This window comes from Velazquezella soli (assembly GCF_977018685.1).
On sequence record NZ_CDRNXF010000004.1, the window covers coordinates 2,020,353 to 2,035,525 of the forward strand.

Annotated in this window: 13 protein-coding genes; 7 read left to right on the top strand and 6 right to left on the bottom strand. The window is 60.4% G+C overall.

The window, feature by feature from the left end; genetic code table 11:
• Window positions 1-9: 9 nt before the first annotated feature.
• Window positions 10-1,080 carry a GGDEF domain-containing protein gene (locus tag AC0JZ8_RS13285; RefSeq protein ID WP_062456544.1) on the bottom strand — a complete coding sequence of 357 codons (1,071 nt, stop codon included), beginning with the start codon at window positions 1,078-1,080 and terminating at the stop codon, window positions 10-12.
• A 264-nt stretch (window positions 1,081-1,344) separates the two neighbouring features.
• Window positions 1,345-2,736 (bottom strand): class II fumarate hydratase, encoded by a 1,392-nt coding sequence (fumC, locus tag AC0JZ8_RS13290; RefSeq protein ID WP_062456547.1) that lies wholly within the window; start codon window positions 2,734-2,736, stop codon window positions 1,345-1,347.
• Between the two features lie 390 nt (window positions 2,737-3,126).
• Between fumC and AC0JZ8_RS13295 the strand changes: the two genes are divergently transcribed.
• Window positions 3,127-5,130, top strand: coding sequence for a L,D-transpeptidase family protein (locus AC0JZ8_RS13295; protein ID WP_471892702.1), 2,004 nt, complete (start codon window positions 3,127-3,129; stop codon window positions 5,128-5,130).
• A gap of 67 nt (window positions 5,131-5,197) precedes the next feature.
• On the opposite strand, the gene AC0JZ8_RS13300 is transcribed toward AC0JZ8_RS13295, so the two are convergent.
• A complete protein-coding gene (locus tag AC0JZ8_RS13300; RefSeq protein ID WP_471892703.1) occupies window positions 5,198-5,866 on the bottom strand; it encodes an HAD family hydrolase in 669 nt (222 codons plus the stop codon).
• 187 nt (window positions 5,867-6,053) lie between these two features.
• Here AC0JZ8_RS13300 and rpiA point away from each other — a divergent pair, with 187 nt between their 5' ends.
• The 4 genes from rpiA to AC0JZ8_RS13320 all read left to right on the top strand — a co-directional run bounded on the left by rpiA (window position 6,054) and on the right by AC0JZ8_RS13320 (window position 10,441).
• Window positions 6,054-6,749 carry a ribose-5-phosphate isomerase RpiA gene (rpiA, locus tag AC0JZ8_RS13305; RefSeq protein ID WP_062456553.1) on the top strand — a complete coding sequence of 232 codons (696 nt, stop codon included), beginning with the start codon at window positions 6,054-6,056 and terminating at the stop codon, window positions 6,747-6,749.
• A gap of 19 nt (window positions 6,750-6,768) precedes the next feature.
• Complete coding sequence (locus AC0JZ8_RS13310) at window positions 6,769-7,356, top strand: DUF2059 domain-containing protein (RefSeq protein WP_062580883.1); 588 nt, start codon at window positions 6,769-6,771, stop codon at window positions 7,354-7,356.
• Window positions 7,357-7,491: 135 nt separating this feature from the next.
• On the top strand, window positions 7,492-8,880 hold the full coding sequence (gene gor, locus AC0JZ8_RS13315) for a glutathione-disulfide reductase (protein WP_471892704.1): 1,389 nt from the start codon (window positions 7,492-7,494) through the stop codon (window positions 8,878-8,880).
• A gap of 187 nt (window positions 8,881-9,067) precedes the next feature.
• Window positions 9,068-10,441, top strand: a complete 1,374-nt coding sequence (locus AC0JZ8_RS13320; protein WP_471892705.1) for a class II 3-deoxy-7-phosphoheptulonate synthase — start codon at window positions 9,068-9,070, stop codon at window positions 10,439-10,441.
• Window positions 10,442-10,507: 66 nt separating this feature from the next.
• Here AC0JZ8_RS13320 and AC0JZ8_RS13325 read toward each other — a convergent pair whose 3' ends face one another.
• Window positions 10,508-12,244, bottom strand: coding sequence for a pilus assembly protein TadG-related protein (locus AC0JZ8_RS13325; protein ID WP_471892706.1), 1,737 nt, complete (start codon window positions 12,242-12,244; stop codon window positions 10,508-10,510).
• A gap of 1 nt (window position 12,245) precedes the next feature.
• Entirely contained in the window at window positions 12,246-12,665 is a 420-nt protein-coding gene (locus AC0JZ8_RS13330; protein WP_062456567.1) for a TadE/TadG family type IV pilus assembly protein, read from the bottom strand.
• 187 nt (window positions 12,666-12,852) lie between these two features.
• On the opposite strand from AC0JZ8_RS13330, the gene AC0JZ8_RS13335 reads away from it, so the two are divergent.
• The gene (locus AC0JZ8_RS13335) at window positions 12,853-13,683 is read left to right on the top strand and encodes a TolB family protein (RefSeq protein WP_113110583.1); all 831 of its coding nucleotides are present in this window, start codon (window positions 12,853-12,855) and stop codon (window positions 13,681-13,683) included.
• An 81-nt stretch (window positions 13,684-13,764) separates the two neighbouring features.
• Window positions 13,765-14,466 (top strand): 5,6-dimethylbenzimidazole synthase, encoded by a 702-nt coding sequence (gene bluB / locus AC0JZ8_RS13340; RefSeq protein ID WP_471892707.1) that lies wholly within the window; start codon window positions 13,765-13,767, stop codon window positions 14,464-14,466.
• Here the strand turns inward: bluB and AC0JZ8_RS13345 are convergent, their stop codons facing one another.
• Window positions 14,467-15,156, bottom strand: coding sequence for a hypothetical protein (locus AC0JZ8_RS13345; RefSeq protein ID WP_092660813.1), 690 nt, complete (start codon window positions 15,154-15,156; stop codon window positions 14,467-14,469).
• Window positions 15,157-15,173 lie beyond the last annotated feature (17 nt).

Below are 15,173 nucleotides of genomic sequence, written 5' to 3' on the forward strand. Positions count from 1 at the left end.
GGCAGGCGGTCACTTCTTGTAGATCAGCCAGCTCTTGCTGACGTAATCCTTGGTCATGCTGTCTTCGTAGAAGACGGTCCGGTTTCGTCCGGAGTTCTTGGCATGATAGAGCGCCGTGTCTGCGCGGGCGTAGAGATCGCCCGGATCGGCTGCCTGCGAGGCCATCGAGTATCCGAGCGAGATGGTGACTGGCCCATAGTTGATGCCTGAGCGGGAATTGCGGAAGGCGCGCGTTTCGAGAGCACGACGCACCCGCTCGCAGATGATCATGACCTCGTCGGGTGTGTTGCCCTGAACGATGATCGCAAACTCCTCGCCGCCTGTGCGTGCGACGAAGACTTCCTTGCGGACGTTCGAACGGATGACCGAGGCGACGGTCGACAGGATCTTGTCGCCGACCGGATGGCCGTAGCTGTCGTTGATCTTCTTGAAATTGTCGATGTCGGCAAGGACCAGCGCCGTCACGGGCAGGCTTGGCGCATGGTCGAAGATCGTTGCTAGGCGCTCGTCGAAGGCGCGTCGGTTGGAAAGCCGCGTCAGGGAATCGGTATTGGCGATCCGCTTGTACTCGTCGAGTTCGCGGCGAACCTGATCCATTTCCTGCGAGCGTTGCTCCATGTCGCCGGCGGTCTTTTCGCCCTGCGCGATCTTGTCACCGGTGGCATCGTTGAGGAGGCTGACGGCGTTGCGGATCAGCTCGCTCGAAAAGCTGCTTTTGGCATTGATACGGACGGCGGTCTCGCCAAGAAGACGGCTGTAGCTTTCGAGCGACGCCTGTTCCTGACGCAACAGCTTCAAGACAGAGTCCAGCTCCGTCAAGATGCGGTCATGCGCCTTCTCGATGACATCGACCTGACCCGTTCCCAGGTGCCGGGCAGAAAGGTCGTCGAGTTCCTCTTGCGTCGCGCGTGAGCCCAGCGCCGCAAGATCCTGTGCCAGCTCGGGGTTGGAGCCGATGTAAGCTTCATAGAATAGCTGATAATTACGCGGTATCGAAGCGACCCCCATCGCCCGAATTGCGTATATGACTTGACTGATCAAATCACTGGATTGCGCCTTCGGCGCCACACCCGTCGTCATCGACGACCCCCACTAGACCTCATCCACTGTGTGGATAAATTTATATGTGACGAATATTGGAAAACAATTAAGAGCAGTTTGTATTTGCGCAATTTTGTACGCGTTATTTTAATTATGATTCTATGTTATATTGCGTGAAAGTGCAAATCTTGGCTGAGCTTGCCATGCGAGCAAAACATATGGTTCGATCTAGCTCATTCCGGATGTAATCTTGACGACGGGGCCTATCGGTTGACCGACCCCGTCATCGCTCTAGCGACCGATTTACTTGGGGCCGATCATGTTTTCCGGACGGACATACTGATCGAACTCCTCGTTCGTCAGATAGCCACCGCCAACGGCTTCCTCACGCAGGGTGGTGCCATTCTTGTGCGCGGTCTTGGCGATCTTCGCGCAGGTGTCGTAGCCGAGCCTGGAATTCAGCGCGGTGACCAGCATCAGGGAGTTTTCGACGCCCTTGCGGATATTGTCTTCACGCGCTTCGATGCCGACGACACAGTTGTCGGTAAAGGAAACGGCAGCATCACCGAGCAGCTGAACCGACTGAAGGAAGTTGTAGGCCATCATCGGATTGTAGACGTTCAGCTCGAAATGCCCCTGGCTGCCGGCGAAGGTGAGGGCAGCATGGTTGCCGAAGATGTGGGCGCAGACCTGTGTGAGCGCTTCCGACTGCGTGGGGTTGACCTTGCCCGGCATGATCGACGAGCCCGGCTCGTTTTCCGGCAGCGACAGTTCGCCAAGGCCGGCACGCGGACCGGAGCCCAGGAAGCGGATGTCGTTGGCGATCTTGAACAGGGCGGCTGCTGCCGCATTGATCGCGCCGTGCGAAAACACCATCGAGTCGTGTGAGGCGAGCGCCTCGAACTTGTTCGGCGCCGTCACGAAGGGCAGGCCGGTGATCTTCGAGATTTCGTCGGCGACCTTTTCGGCAAAGCCGACCGGGGCGTTGAGGCCTGTGCCGACGGCAGTGCCGCCCTGAGCAAGCTTGGAGAGTGCCGGGAGCGTCAGCTCGATATTGGCAATCGCGGACGCGACCTGCGCCGCATAGCCGGAAAATTCCTGGCCGAGCGTCAACGGCGTCGCGTCCTGCGTGTGGGTACGGCCGATCTTGATGATGTGGGCAAACGCCTTCACCTTGGCTTCCAGAGCCTCATGCAGATGCCTGAGCGCCGGCAGGAGATGGCGGACGATGGTTTCGACGCAGGCAATGTGCATGGCCGTCGGATACGTATCGTTCGACGACTGGCTCATGTTGACGTGGTCGTTCGGGTGCACAGGCTTCTTGGAGCCCATGACGCCACCGAGGACTTCGATCGCCCGGTTGGAGATCACTTCGTTGGCGTTCATGTTCGACTGGGTGCCGGAACCAGTCTGCCAGACCACCAGCGGAAAATGATCGTTGAGTTTGCCGTCGATCACTTCCTGAGCGGCATCGACGATCGCCTTGCCGACGGTCCGGTCGAGACCCGCAAGTTCCATATTCGCAACGGCTGCGGCCTGCTTGACGATGCCGAGCGCACGGACCACGGCCAGCGGCTGCTTTTCCCAGCCGATCTTGAAGTTTCCAAGCGAACGTTGCGCCTGAGCGCCCCAGTAGCGGTCTGCGGCCACGTCGATCGGGCCAAAAGTATCGGTTTCGGTGCGCGTTGTGGTCATCGTGTCGCCTCTGTCTCCCATGCCCGCGAACGCGGGCGAACTATCGCGTGCCGGGCACGAAACCGGCGCCGGCATTACTATACCATTACCGGGTGACTTCAAGCGCAGCCGGGGTCGATTTGTGACCGTGTCCGCGTGCCATTTCGGTCACGCCGCGTGGAATTGTGCCCGATGGAACAATGGTCGGCCAAATAAACTAGGTTACCCATTGGTGAAAATTTAACGAATAATTTCTTAATCTTCGCCGGCGTTCGCGTATGCTTTGCCGCTCAGATCCGGCTTTGTGTGTGCTCGGGCGTTTCTTTCCACAGGCCACGCGATCGGATAGATGGCGGGCTGCATGAATTGATCCCGCAGATTTGCAAGCGGGTGGAAATGACGGGGACAAAATTGCCGCAAGATACCAAAAAGACTTCGCTCGCTCTGGCTTTGGTTTCCGGAATTTCGGCCTTTGCCGTCCTGGCCGGCCCCGCCAACGCCCTGACTCTGATGGATTTCCTGAAAGGCGGCCCTGGCAAGAGCCGCGCCGCCGACAACGGCGTTCCGGGTGTGACGACTGTTGCTCCTACCGAAAAGGCGCTGGCCGATCCCGAGCCGCTGCCGAAGGTGTCCGGACCCCGCTACTATACGTATAAAGCCGATGCCAGCCGGGCTGTGCAGACCGCAGGCTTTGCCGCGGCTTCAGCGACCGATGCGACCCGGCTGATCGCGCAGGCAAAGGTATCGGCCCCGTCTGCGATCGCGTCCGCACTCGAAGCCTATTACAGCAAGAACGCAGCTCCGCTCTGGGTCTCCGGCGGCGATGCCAACGACCATGCGCGGGCGCTGATCAGCGTGCTGGAAAAGGCCGCCGACTTCGGTCTGGATCCCGCCGACTACGCGTTGAAGGTTCCGAACCTGACGACCGCCAGCGTCGCGCCGGCCGAAGCGCCGGTTGCGTCGGCTGAAGCCGAGGCCAGTGTCGACCCCGCAACCCCCTCCGCCGCGGCGCCGGAAGCGGCAACCGCCACACCCGTCGCTGCCACGCCGGACACAGCTACCACCACGGCTGAAACGCCTGCCGTAGCATCACCTGCCGCCGGTCCGGCCGAGGGTCACGACCGCGATCTGATGCAGTTCGAGCTTGCTCTGTCTGCCAAGGCATTGCTGTTTGCGCAGGATATGACGCGCGGGCGTATCGATCCGAACAAGATCTCCGGATTCCACGACTTCAAGCTGAAGACCGTCGATCTGAATGGCGTCATGGCTTTCCTGGCGACAGGTCAGGAACCCGGCGCCTATCTTGCAGGCCTTGCTCCGCAGGATCGGCATTTCACGGCTTTGAAAGCCGAGCTTGTCAGGCTGCGTGCTGAAGCTGCGAGTGAAGCGACCGCCGTGAAGCTCCCGGACAATCTGCTCCTGAAGCCGGGCAACAGCAGCCCTGATCTGTCAGCTGTTGTTGCGGCGATCCAGCATTCGGGGTCCGATGCGCTGAAGACCAAGCACGAAGCGACGCTTGCGAGCTACCAGCAGACGCCGGAATACACGCCCGAGCTGGTCGATCTGGTCAAGACGTTCCAGAGCGAAGCAGGCCTGAAGGCCGATGGCGTCATCGGTGCGGCGACCGTTCGCAAGATGGTCGGCCATACGTCGCAGGACAAGATCGAAAAGCTTGTGGTCGCCATGGAACAGGCGCGCTGGCTGCCGAGCGATCTCGGTCAGCGCTACGTGTTCATCAACCAGCCTGCATTCCGCGTTTACTACAACGAGAACGGCGTCGAGCAGTTCTCGATGCGCACAGTTGTGGGATCGAAGGCGCATCAGACGTTCTTCTTCCAGGACGAGATCGAGACTGTCGAGTTCAACCCATACTGGGGCGTGCCGCAGTCGATCATCGTCAACGAGATGCTGCCGAAGCTTCGCGCGGACCCGTCCTATCTCGATCGTCTCGGCTATGAAGTCGCGGTCAATGGCAAGGCTGTGCCGTCGCGCAGCGTCAACTGGTACACTTCGACCCAGAACGTCTCGGTTCGTCAGCCTCCGTCGAGCGACAATGCTCTCGGCGACCTGAAGATCCTGTTTCCGAACGCCCATGCGATCTACATGCATGACACGCCTTCGAAGAGCTTCTTCCAGCGTGACATGCGTGCGCTCAGCCATGGCTGCGTGAGACTTGCAGAGCCGCGCAAGATGGCTGCGGCCGTCCTCGGCATTTCCGAGCAGGAGGTCGATGCTCGGATCGCCGGTGGTGAAAACGTTGCGGCCAAGGTGACCGCAAAGATCCCGGTCTACGTTTCCTACTTTACCGCATGGCCGAACAAGGACGGAAAGGTCGAGTATTTCGACGACGTCTACGATCGCGACGCGGCCGTGAGAAAGGCATTCGAGGCAACCACGAAGGCACGTTCGGCTTAAAGCTGAAAATCTTGACGTCCAATTGGAAACGGCGGCCTTCGAGCCGCCGTTTTCGTTCGTATCGACTTCAGATCATCTGCCGGATGACCTGGACGGTCAGATCGTCGAAGTGATCAATGACGATGTCAGCGTTGAGGTCCACGACCGGGACGTCGGAATAGCCGAAGCTGACGGCGATCGAACCAATCCTTGCATTTTGCGCGGCGAGGATGTCGTTGATGCTGTCGCCGATCATGATGCTGCATGCCGGGTCGGCGCCTGCCTTCTCGATCGTGCCGAGAATATGCCCGGCATCGGGTTTGCGGACCGCAAACGTGTCTCCGCCGGTGATGACGTCGAAACGCGAGGCAATGCCAAGGCCGTGCATCAGCGGCAGCGCCAGTTCTTCCAGCTTGTTGGTGCAGACGGCAAGCCGGACGCCTGCACATGCGAGGCGATCAAGACAGTCGATGACACCCGGATAGACCTTGCTCTTGCCCGGCATATTCGCCTTGTAATGCGCCATGAAGCGATCGAAAAGCCGCGCGGCCAGTTCGTCGTCGAGCGGCGTGTTGCGCAGGTGGAAGGCGCGGGCGATCATCATCCGCACGCCCTGGCCGACGAGATGGGTGATGTCCTCATAGGCGACAGGCTGCAGATCGGCCGCGGCAATCGTGTGATTGAGGCTATCGATGAGATCGGGCGCGGTATCAACGAGGGTACCATCCAGATCGAAGATGACGAGGGGAGTTTTCACGGGTGCCTCTTGGTTTCGATGAATGCCGGCTGGAATATCAACACAGAAAAAAGCAAGGCAGCGACTAACACGGATCCGGCGACGCCGCAAAACCTCAGCAAGCCTGTGTGCAAGACGTTAGGCTCTTTCGTTTGTCAAAAGAGCCGTGTAAACAGCGACCGCAGGAACATTCTGGAGCTTTTGGCGGATGGACGCCCGAGAAATGAAGGTCAAGGCGGCTGAGGCTGCGCTGGGATATGTCGAAGACGGAATGCGTCTTGGCATCGGCACAGGCTCGACTGCCGAAGAGTTCGTTCGTCTCCTGGCCGAAAAGGTGCATGGCGGCTTGAAGGTTCTCGGCGTGCCGACCTCGGAGCGGACCGCCCGCCTTTGCGTCGAACTCGGCGTTCCCCTCAAATCGCTCGACGAACTGCCGGAGCTCGATCTGACGATTGACGGTACCGACGAGGTGGACGGGAACCTGACCCTGATCAAGGGCGGCGGCGGGGCTTTGCTGCGTGAAAAGATCGTTGCGGCGGCGTCTGCTCAGGTGATCGTGATTGCCGACGAAAGCAAGGTCGTGGAAACCCTCGGCGCGTTTCCGCTGCCGATCGAGATCAATCCGTTCGGGATGGCCTCGACACGCATTGCCATCGAAAAGGCGGCCTCCAGGCTTGGTCTTTCCGGCGAACTGAAGCTGCGCCGCGGTGGCGAAGATGTGTTTCGCACCGACGGCGGGCACTATATTCTTGACGCATCTTTTGGCCGCATTCCTGATGCAGAGGCCTTGTCAGCTCAACTTCATCTCATTCCCGGCGTCGTCGAGCACGGGCTGTTCATTCACATCGCGTCCTTTGCGATCATCGCCGGCGAGGCTGGTGCGCGGACGTTGAAGGCGAAATAACCTTAGGAGCAATCAACCCATGATCAAATTCGCGGTTCTTGGCCGTGCTGCCGCCCTCGCAATTGTGATGTCCGGCGCCGTTTCCGTTTCTGCTCAGGCCCAGGAAATTCCTGAGGCCCATATGGCGGCTGCGCGCGATGCTATCGCTTCGCTCAACGTCACCGATCGGTTCGACAACATTCTGCCCAACATGGCCGAAGCGTTGAAGGGTCAGTTTATCCAGTCTTCGCCGAACTTCCAGGAACAGATCAACGCCATCGTCGACGAAGAGGCGCTGGCGCTTGCTCCGCGTCGTGCGGATCTCGAAAAGGAAGCCGCGACGATCTACGCCAAAAGCTTTTCCGTGGATGAGCTGAAGACGATCTCGACCTTCTTCACGACCGAAGCCGGCAAGAAGCTTTTGAACAACCAGCCGCTGGTTGCCCGCGAACTCGGACGTGCGGCTGAAATCTGGGCCAACGGCATTTCGCGCGACCTCAACACCCAGGCGACCGCCAAGCTGCGCGGCGTTATCGATGCCAACCCGATCAAGGCACCTGTCGTCGATACGCCGGCACCTGCGGCGGCTGGCGCCAAGCCGGCTCCGACGCCTGCTGCCAAGCCCTGATCGACTGATTCAAAAGACTTCTGAAAAGCCCGGAGAAATCCGGGCTTTTGTTTATGGCGGCTGCAGCATTATATGTGGCTGGCACCTATCTATGCCCCAAGCATCCCACCCATGTTCTTTCTTCAGGAGCCTGCCATGACCGCCTATGACTATGACCTGTTCGTGATCGGTGCAGGCTCCGGTGGCGTCAGGGCAGGGCGCGTTGCCGCGTCGCTCGGCAAGACGGTTGCCGTGGCCGAGGAATATCGGTTCGGCGGCACCTGCGTCATCCGCGGCTGCGTGCCGAAGAAGCTGCTTGTCTACGCTTCGCAGTTCTCGGAGCATTTCGAAGATGCTGTCGGCTTCGGCTGGACGGTCGGCGAAACCAGCTTCGACTGGAAGAAGCTGATCGCGGCCAAGGATGCCGAAATCGCGAGGCTCGAGGCGATCTATAAGCGCAACCTCTCCAATAGCGGCGCCGAGGCGATCGAGGATCGGGCCGAGCTTGTCGATGCCCATACGGTGCGCGTGGTGAAATCCGGAAGAACCGTGACGGCGGACAAGATCGTGATTGCCACGGGCGGCACGCCCAACCCGCATGTGGCCCTTCCCGGCTACGAGCTCTGCATCTCGTCCAACGAGGCTTTCGATCTGCCGGAACTGCCGAAATCGATCCTGATCGCCGGCGGCGGTTATATCGCGGTGGAATTCGCCAACATCTTTCATGGCCTCGGCGTCGAGGTGACGCTGATCTATCGCGGCCAGGAGATCCTGTCGCGGTTCGACCAGGACATGCGCCACGGACTCCGCAAGGCGATGGAAGACAAGGGGATGCGGGTCATTCTGACCGACGTGATCGCCGAGGTGACGAAATCTCCGGCCGGTCATCTCATCGCGTCGACAATGGGCGGCGAAACGCTTGCCGTTGATACGGTGATGCTGGCGCTCGGTCGTGATCCGAACACCGATGGATTGGGGCTTGAGGCTGCCGGTGTCGAGGTGGATGATCTCGGAGCCATCGTCGTTGACGAGTATTCGCGCACCAATATCGAAAACATCTATGCGCTCGGCGATGTCACCAACCGGGTACAGCTGACGCCGGTCGCGATCCATGAGGCGATGTGCTTTATCGAGACCGCGTTCAGGAACAACCCGACCAAGCCGGATCACGAGCTGATTGCGACGGCGGTGTTCTCGCAGCCGGAAATCGGCACGGTCGGTCTTTCGGAAGAGGAAGCGGCCAAGCGCTATGCCGAGCTCGAAGTCTACCGCGCGGAATTCCGGCCGATGAAGGCAACGCTCTCCGGCCGGCAGGAAAAGACGATCATGAAACTGATCGTCGATGCCGAGAGCCGCAAGGTGATCGGATCCCACATCCTCGGCCACGAGGCCGGAGAAATGGCGCAGCTGATCGGTATCTGCCTCAAGGCCGGGGTGACGAAGGACGATTTCGACCGCACGATGGCGGTGCATCCGACGGCTTCGGAGGAACTGGTGACCATGTACACTCCGAGCTACCGCATCAAGAATGGCGAGCGGGTCTGAGGTCTGCTTGGACCGGGACGACTATAATTTAGCAATGTGAGATGGTTCGACGTCGTTTGTTGCACTGGTGGAAGCCCGGCCGGGCGCTTATCTACCCGCTATGCAAACGAGGCCGTTCGGTCTATAAGCCCCGCAAAATTTGAAGCTTTGCCCGGCGGGGGAGCCGGGGTGGAAACAGGTGAGTATCATGGCGCAGAACTGGACCCCGAGCACGTGGCGGAACAAGCCGATCCAGCAGGTTCCGGACTATCCGAACATGGCTGCATTGGAAGCAACCGAGGCGCAGCTTTCCACATTCCCGCCGCTCGTGTTTGCGGGTGAGGCGCGCCGCCTGAAATCCCAGCTGGCCAAGGTGGCGGAAGGCGATGCCTTCCTTCTGCAGGGCGGAGACTGCGCCGAAAGCTTTGCCGAGCATGGCGCCGACAACATCCGCGACTTCTTCCGCTCGTTCCTGCAGATGGCTGTCGTGCTGACCTACGGTGCGCAGCTTCCTGTCGTGAAGGTCGGCCGCATCGCCGGTCAGTTCGCCAAGCCGCGCTCGTCCAATATAGAGAAGCAGGGCGATATCGAGCTGCCGTCCTACCGCGGCGATATCATCAACGGCATCGATTTCACCGAGGCCTCACGCATTCCGAACCCGGAGCGCCAACTGGATGCCTATCGCCAGTCGGCGGCAACGCTGAACCTTCTGCGGGCCTTCGCGATGGGTGGCTATGCCAACCTCGAAAACGTCCACAAGTGGATGCTGGGCTTCGTGAAGGACAGTCCGCAGGGCGAGCGCTATCGCATGCTGGCCGGCCGGATCAGCGAAACGATGGAGTTCATGCGGGCGATCGGCATCACGGCCGACAACCAGCCGAGCCTGCGCGAAACAGATTTCTTCACCAGCCATGAAGCCCTGCTTCTCGGCTATGAGGAAGCTTTCACGCGCGTCGACTCGACATCGGGCGACTGGTACGCGACGTCGGGCCACATGCTGTGGATCGGCGACCGCACACGCCAGCTCGACCACGCGCATGTGGAATACTTCCGCGGCATCAAGAACCCGATCGGCCTCAAATGCGGTCCGTCGCTGCAGCCGGACAATCTGATCCAGCTGATCGACGCACTGAACCCAGCCAACGAGCCGGGCCGGTTGACGCTGATTGCGCGTTTCGGTCACGACAAGGTTGCTGATGGCCTGCCGAAGCTGATCCGTGCCGTCGAGCGTGAAGGCCGCAAGGTCGTCTGGTCCTGCGATCCGATGCATGGCAACACGATCACGCTCAACAACTACAAGACCCGTCCTTTCGAGCGGATCCTGTCGGAAGTGGAAAGCTTCTTCCAGATCCACCGGTCGGAAGGGACCCATCCGGGCGGCATCCATATCGAGATGACCGGCAAGGATGTGACCGAATGCACCGGTGGCGCCCGGGCGGTGACGGCCGGCGATCTGCAGGACCGCTACCACACCCATTGCGATCCGCGGCTCAATGCCGACCAGGCGCTGGAACTTGCGTTCCTGCTGGCCGAGCGGATGAAGAGCGGTCGCGACGAGAAGCGACTGGTTGTCAACGGCTGAACCCCGGTTCGACGCAACGCAAAAGGCCGGCGTGAAAGCGCCGGCCTTTTGCGTTGCAAGGGCCGCCTACTGGACGAGAACGGGGTTGCGGCAGGACGCGCCACCGACCTGGACATCCGCTTCACCAACGCGCACGCCGAGGGTCAGCAGGACGTTGTAGAGGACGGTGTCGACCGGGGTCATGGCCGCACCGAGCGTGGCGCCGACGGCAGAGATAATGGGTTGCGGCAGCCCGAGCCCAAGGCCGAGAAGGTCTACCCGCACAACGAGCTTGGAAAGCAGGCTCGTCGTCAGCGACTCAAGTACGTTCTTGACCGACGTCGACTTTACCCTGTTCGCGGTGATATCCGCCGGCGAGAACGTCAATCGCTCTGTCTTGAGATTGGTCGACGTGGTGTCCGCCATGGCGGAGACCTTGAGAAGAAGGGTCGAGATGATGTCGGCTCGCGTGACACGCGGATCTTTGCCGAAGTTCGTGAATGCCGTCGTATCGACGTCGCCCAACGCGATCGACGCGATGCCCGGGACGGCGTCGACATCGACGGTGGCGCTGTTGGCCGCGCCCGTACAGGTGATGCCGGCAAGCCGTCCTTCGGCATAGGCAACTTCCAGGTAGAGGGGGACGCGGACCTTGAGCCCGAGGATCGCCTGAAGGCCATCAACTACGACCTCGACCGCCACGCGTGTCTGAGCGGTGCGGACGATCGTGCCCGGCGCACCCACTGCGAGGTAGGACGACCCGACCGGCGGCTCCCCGATCGCAACGGTCACCTTGGACGATGCGACACCGGGAATGGATGTCCCAAGGTCGACAGAGAGCTGCTTGCCGCCGCTGGCAGCGGTTGCGGCCGCCGACAGCAGATCGAAGACGCTGGTGTTGACAGATAGTCCACTCGATTGGCCGATCAGCTTTTGAGATACGGGTCCCAGCTTCAGCGTATCCTCGAGCTTGACCATGACCTTCGTCTTGTTGAGCGTCTTTTCGAGATTGGAGAGGACCGTCGAGACCGAGGGGGTAACTCCGGTCGTCTTGCCGAGGGCACCGACAAACTTGCCATAGTTGATGTCGGTTGTGAGAACATCCGCGTAAGTCCCTGACTGGAGACCAAGATCAAGAGCAAGCTGGTCGATCGTTTTCAAGGCATTGACCTGGGCATCGGCGAGGGCCCGATAATCCATCGCCTTCAGGGAAATCGTCGTTCCGAGCATCTGGCCAAGCAGAGCATTGAGGACACCCTCGTTGACGCTTGCCAAACGACTGCCGATCGAGAAGGACACAAGCTTATCCGTTGCTGCTGTGCCGGATGCGGCAAGCGCCGGCGGGGTGGTGAGACTTGCCCCGAACATCAGGTTGCTCTTGCTGCGGAGCGTCAAGCGGACCGCATCGGGCGGTGTTGCGCCGGCGACAAAACGGTTCGCGGCAGGCTGCGCGGGATCGGGTACATAGCGGCCCCTGGTGATCTCGGCATAGCTGCCATAGGCTTCGAGCGCCGTCTTGGGGTTGAATGGGACAACCCCCTTGGTCGTCAGCAGGCCGCCGGCCCTGACGACGCCAATGCTTTGACCGTTCATCGCGAAAAAGTCGAAAGCGGATTTTTCCGCAGTCGAAATGTTGGCCGCCGCTGCAATCGCGGCAAGGTCGGCGCTTGCCTGCAACTGCCGCTGCTGCAGCGTCAGGCTGCCATAGTCGACGCCGAGAGCCAGCGCTCCGATGGCAAGCGGCATGGCAAGTGCAGCAGTAATGGCAATGTTGCCGGCTCGGTCACCGGCGATAGTCTGACGACGCTTCAGGCGGAAAAGCATCTCAAATGCCTCCGATCCGCATGGTCGAATAGCGCCTTATGTGCTTGTCCGGCATGGCGTAGCTGTAGAGACTGAAAATCGGCAGGGTACTTGCGTCGTATTCGATCGATACGGTGAACTGGTTGGGGTTGCTCGGGTCGCTTTGCACCTTCGTCGTGAAGTTCTTCTTGTCGAGAAGCGCATAGTCCATCGTCGACTTGGTGAGATACTCCTGCACCAGCTTCTGGCGTTCGCTGGCATCGAGGCCGGCGACAGCCGTGCGTGCCGCATCCGCGGCAATCTGCTGCACGGCGTGGGCCGCAGCGAGGTAGACGCCATAGCCGATCAGGCTGAAGAGCATCAGAAGCAGGACCGGTGCGATGATCGCGAATTCGACGGCGGAACTGCCCGAACGGCATCGCAGCAAGGATCGGATTCTCATCACCAACTCCCATTGTATGAGTATATTCGAATATAATGTTATGCGGTTATAAAGAATCCATGAATCGCGTCCGTCAGTTTTTAATGATGTGTTTTTAGAGCTGCGCTGGGTAAATTCGCGTGACTTGCCACCTTGTGTTCAGGCGTCGTAACCTCGAGCTGCCAGCAAATAGCCGTGAGAGGATGCAATGCGCAGTTCGGTCGAAATCTATAATATCCGGACGCGACAGAGCCGGATTGTCTGGCAAACGAGCGCGCTTTTCGAAGCGCCGAACTGGGCGCCGGACGGACGTTTCCTCATGCTCAACAGCGACGGGCTGATCTATCGGCTGCCCGTGGCCGGCGACACGCCTCCGATGATCGTTGACACCGAGTTCGCGGTTGCCTGCAACAACGACCATGGCATCTCGCCCGACGGCACGCTGGTTGCGATTTCCGATAAGGTCGAATTCGGCAAGTCCGCGATCTATGTGCTTGCCGCGACCGGGGGCAAGCCAAGGTTGGTAACACGGAACCTTCCCTCCTACTGGCACGGCTGGTCTCCGGACGGACAGCGCTTCGCCTATTGCGGCATCCGCGACGACGTTTTCGATATCTATACGATTGCGGTCGAAGGCGGCGAGGAGATGCGGCTCACCCATGGCGAAGGCCGCAACGACGGGCCTGACTACTCCCCGGACGGGAACTGGATCTATTTCAATTCGAGCCGCACGGGCACCATGCAGATCTGGCGCGTGCCGGCTTTGGGCGGCTCGGCGGAGCGCATCACCGACAGCCCCTATGGCGACTGGTTTCCGCATCCGTCACCGAAGGGAGACAAGATCGTTTTCGTATCCTATGACGGCGACGTGTTCGATCATCCGCGCGATCTCGATGTCCGGGTTCGGCTGATGGATATGGATGGCAGCAATGTCGAAACGCTGTTCGAACTGTTCGGCGGGCAGGGCACGATGAATTCGCCAAACTGGTCACCGGACGGTGACGAATTCGCCTATGTCAGGTATTTTCCTGTTTCGTGATGGGCTTGCGATATCTGGTATGGTCGGGCATAGCCTCGGCAGTTTTGCTTCAGCCGTCGCAAGCACTGTTGGGGATAGACGATGCCGCCAATTCCAGAACCGTCCGACGATACGCAAGCAGGCCTTGCTCCGGCCGGCGCCTTTTCCGCGACGGAGCGGGCAGCGATCTACCGGGTGATCGAAACGCGACGCGACGTTCGCGATCAGTTCCTTGCCGACCCCTTGAGCGACGAGCTTGTCACCCGTCTTCTGGCGGCCGCGCATGCCGCACCGTCAGTCGGGTTCATGCAGCCGTGGAACTTCATCCTCGTCCGTGACCAGGCGATGCGGCAGGCGGCCTGGGAGGCCTTTTCCAAGGCCAATGACGAGGCGGCCGAGATGTTTTCCGGCGGCGAGCGCGAGCTTTATCGCAGCCTCAAGCTTGAAGGCATTCGCAAGGCGCCGCTATCGATCTGCGTTACCTGTGATCCGGACAGGGCGGGACCGGTCGTGCTCGGTCGCACCCACAATCCGCGCATGGATGTCTACTCCACCGTCTGCGCCGTGCAGAACCTGTGGCTTGCCGCGCGCGCCGAAGGCGTCGGTGTCGGCTGGGTCAGCATTTTCCGCGATGAGGACGTGCGCAGGCTGCTGGGTATCCCAGAGCGCGTGGCGATCGTCGCCTGGCTCTGTCTCGGCCATGTGGACAAGCTCTACAGCGAGCCGGAACTGGCCGTGCGCGGCTGGCGCCAGCGCCTTGCACTGGAAGACCTGGTGTTTTCCGAGCGCTGGCAGGGAGACTGACTACTGCTGTTGCTGCGGACCATTTTCGCGGGGGTGGCGCAGATCAATACTGGCTTCAGGGAGAAAAATCGGACCCACCGTGCGGACCTTTGCGGAGGTTTCGTAATTCCGCTCCGGTACCGGCGGCGTGGGATCGATCGCAACCTTCTGGACGGTGGCAGGCTTGCGGGTCCGCAGGTCGGTGATGCTGCCGGAATAGGCCTCCTCATCCTTCGGTAGCGCGATCCCCTTCACCCGGATCCGTTCCTTTTCCTCCTCCTTCGCGACATCCTGGAAATCGGACGGAATGCAGGCATTCTGACGGATGGCAACGATGGTTGCGCCGCGCTCTTCCCCGGTGACGGACAGGTTGCGGGCTTTGTTGCGCTCGTCAACAAGCACTTCGCGGTTTTCCTCCAGGGCTTGCAACTGCTCGAGAAGGGGTTCGCACTGGTCGGCCTTGGCCGCGCCAAAGGAAACAATGCTGCCGCCACCGCATCCGGCGCGGCGCATGTCGACGCGAAGTTTGCGGATGTCGGAGTTTGCCTGGCTGAGGTCCTGCGCATATCGGCGCATCTCAGCGGTATTGCCGATCACAACGGGTGTGCTGTGAAGCTTGCGGTACAGATCTGCGCAAAGCTGCGCATCCCGCGCCAGGACGGAGGCGGGGACGAAGACGAGCGGAATGAAGATCAGGCCGCGAAATCGCATCGCTTTTCCGGCAATTC

Bases quoted from the DNA above. Each gene is read 5' to 3' on its own strand.
- AC0JZ8_RS13285 (WP_062456544.1), bottom strand. From the start codon at position 1,080: ATGACGACGGGTGTGGCGCCGAAGGCGCAATCCAGTGATTTGATCAGT.
- fumC (WP_062456547.1), bottom strand. From the start codon at position 2,736: ATGACCACAACGCGCACCGAAACCGATACTTTTGGCCCGATCGACGTG.
- rpiA (WP_062456553.1), top strand. From the start codon at position 6,054: ATGGACGCCCGAGAAATGAAGGTCAAGGCGGCTGAGGCTGCGCTGGGA.
- AC0JZ8_RS13310 (WP_062580883.1), top strand. From the start codon at position 6,769: ATGATCAAATTCGCGGTTCTTGGCCGTGCTGCCGCCCTCGCAATTGTG.
- gor (WP_471892704.1), top strand. From the start codon at position 7,492: ATGACCGCCTATGACTATGACCTGTTCGTGATCGGTGCAGGCTCCGGT.
- AC0JZ8_RS13320 (WP_471892705.1), top strand. From the start codon at position 9,068: ATGGCGCAGAACTGGACCCCGAGCACGTGGCGGAACAAGCCGATCCAG.
- AC0JZ8_RS13325 (WP_471892706.1), bottom strand. From the start codon at position 12,244: ATGCTTTTCCGCCTGAAGCGTCGTCAGACTATCGCCGGTGACCGAGCC.
- AC0JZ8_RS13330 (WP_062456567.1), bottom strand. From the start codon at position 12,665: ATGAGAATCCGATCCTTGCTGCGATGCCGTTCGGGCAGTTCCGCCGTC.
- AC0JZ8_RS13335 (WP_113110583.1), top strand. From the start codon at position 12,853: ATGCGCAGTTCGGTCGAAATCTATAATATCCGGACGCGACAGAGCCGG.
- bluB (WP_471892707.1), top strand. From the start codon at position 13,765: ATGCCGCCAATTCCAGAACCGTCCGACGATACGCAAGCAGGCCTTGCT.
- AC0JZ8_RS13345 (WP_092660813.1), bottom strand. From the start codon at position 15,156: ATGCGATTTCGCGGCCTGATCTTCATTCCGCTCGTCTTCGTCCCCGCC.